Consider the following 2370-nt stretch of genomic DNA (forward strand, 5'->3'; position numbering starts at 1 on the left):
GTCTGTGATGCGGCCATTGACAAGTCGCGGCCGGTCCCCCTACAGTAGACGAAAGCAATGACGGAGCGGGAGTAGGTTCGCCCGCCGACCCGGAGCCCGCGGCAGCCGAGCGGGCTGAGCGAGCCGGATCAGGTGCAAGCCGGCGGGAGCGGCGAACCGAACATGGCTCCGGAGCTGCCGGCCGAACGGCACCTGCCAAGTAGGCGCGGACGCGGCGCTCGCGTGACAGGGCGGCGTTCTGGAGACGGGATCCCGGCGTCCACGGGCCCGTCGAGGAACCGCTGAGGCCCGATCGTTCGGGCAAACGTGGGTGGTACCACGGAGGCGTCCGCCTCTCGTCCCAGAGACGAGGGGCGTTTGGTTTTTGGAGGGATCGAAATGACGACCTATTACATCACGACACCGATTTACTACGTGAACGACGTGCCGCACATCGGGCACTCGTACACCACCATTGCGGCCGACGTGGCGGCGCGGTTCAAACGGCTCGCCGGGTACGATGTCTTCTTCCTGACCGGCACCGACGAACACGGCGTCAACATCCAGCGGGTCGCCGAGCGCAACCATGTGTCGCCGCAGGAGTGGTGCGACCGGATCGCCGCCGAGTTCAAGACGCTGTGGCGCCGCCTCAACATCTCGAACGACGACTTCGTCCGCACGACCGAGCCCCGGCACGTCAAGGTGGTCCAGGAGATCTTCACGCGCCTGTACCGGTCGGGCGACATCTACAAGGGGACCTACGAGGGCTGGTACTGCGCGCCGTGCGAGAGCTACTACGCCGAGTCGGAGCTCGGGCCGAACAAGACCTGTCCCATCCACAAGAACCGGCCGGTCGAGTGGACGTCGGAGGAGTCGTACCTCTTCCGGCTCTCCAAGTACCGCGACTGGCTGCTCGAGTACATCGAGGCGCACCCGCACGTCCTCCAGCCGGACGGACCGCGGAGCGAGGTCCTGTCGCTCCTGCGCTCCGGCCTCAAGGACATCGCGGTCAGCCGCACCACGTTCACGTGGGGCATCCCGGTGCCGTTCGACCCGAAGCACGTGATCTACGTCTGGATCGACGCGCTGACCAACTACATCACGGCGGCGGGCTATCTCGACGACCCGGAGGAGTTCGCGCGGTACTGGCCGGCCGACGTGCACCTCGTCGGCAAGGAGATCGTGCGGTTCCACGCGGTGATCTGGCCGATCATCCTGCACGCCGCGGGGATCGCGGTGCCCAAGGAGACGTTCGCCCACGGCTGGCTGACGTTCGGGGGGCAGAAGTTCAGCAAGTCGCTCGGGACGGTGCTCGACCCGTACGCGCTCGCCAAAGAGATCGCGGCCGAATCCGGCGCCGAAGTCGACGTCGCGGTCGACGCGATCCGGTACTTCCTGCTGCGGGAGATCCCGTTCGGGTCGGACGGCGACTTCAGTAAGCCCGCGCTGATCCACCGCTTCAACTCGGACCTCGCGAACGACTACGGCAACCTCCTCAACCGCGCGCTGCCGCTCGTCGAGCGGCACGTCGGCGGGCGGGTCCCGGCGCGGGGGCCGGACGCCGGCGGCGACGCGGGTCTCCGCGAGACGGCCGCGGCGGTCGCCGGGCGGCTCGACGGTCTCATCGAGCGGCTGGACTTTCGCGCCGCGCTCGAGGCGATCTGGGAGATCCTCGGCGCGGCCAATACCTACCTCGACCGCGAGGCGCCGTGGCGCGAGTTCGCCGCCGGCAACACCGAGCGGGCGGGGACGATTCTCTACCACACGCTGGAAGCGGCGCGCATCGCGACGGTGCTCCTGTCGCCGTGGCTCCCGGCCGCGACCCAACGGGCGTGGCAGCAGCTCGGTCTCGAGGGCTCGCCCGCCGCGACACACCTGCCCGAAGCCGCGCGGTGGGGCGGACTCGAAGCGGGCTCGCGCCTGCGGCCGGGGCGCCCGATCTTTCCGAGGATCGAAACCAAGCCCGCGGCGAAGTCGCGGACAGCGGCGGCGGGCGACGGAGACGTCACGACAAGGGGGAACGCGGTGATCTCGATCGACGAGTTCAAGAAGATCCAGCTGCGGATCGCGGAGGTGCTCGAAGCCAAACCGGTCGCGGGCGCGGACAAGCTGCTGGAGCTGCGGATCAAGATCGGCGACGAGACCCGCACGCTCGCAGCCGGCATCGCCCAGTACTACAAGCCGGCCGACCTCGTCGGACGCAAGATCGTGGTGGTGGCCAACCTCCAGCCTCGGAAGGTCCGCGGCGTGGAGTCGCAGGGCATGCTGCTCGCGGCCAGCCACGGGGATCAAGTAATTTTATTGGAACCGGAGAAAGACATCCCGAGCGGCGCCCCCGTCTCCTGAACCCGGGTCGCAAAAACCCCGTAGGTGGGTAAGATGGCCGTAGCC

1 protein-coding gene is annotated in these 2370 nt (G+C 68.3%); it reads left to right on the forward strand.

What is annotated here, in order from left to right; translation table 11 throughout:
- Positions 1 to 378 precede the first annotated feature (378 nt).
- Positions 379 to 2325 carry a methionine--tRNA ligase gene (gene metG / locus VFL28_09290; protein ID HET7264854.1) on the forward strand — a complete coding sequence of 649 codons (1947 nt, stop codon included), beginning with the start codon at positions 379 to 381 and terminating at the stop codon, positions 2323 to 2325.
- Positions 2326 to 2370: the final 45 nt, after the last annotated feature.

The organism is bacterium (assembly GCA_035691305.1).
GTDB lineage: Bacteria > Sysuimicrobiota > Sysuimicrobiia > Sysuimicrobiales > Segetimicrobiaceae > DASSJF01.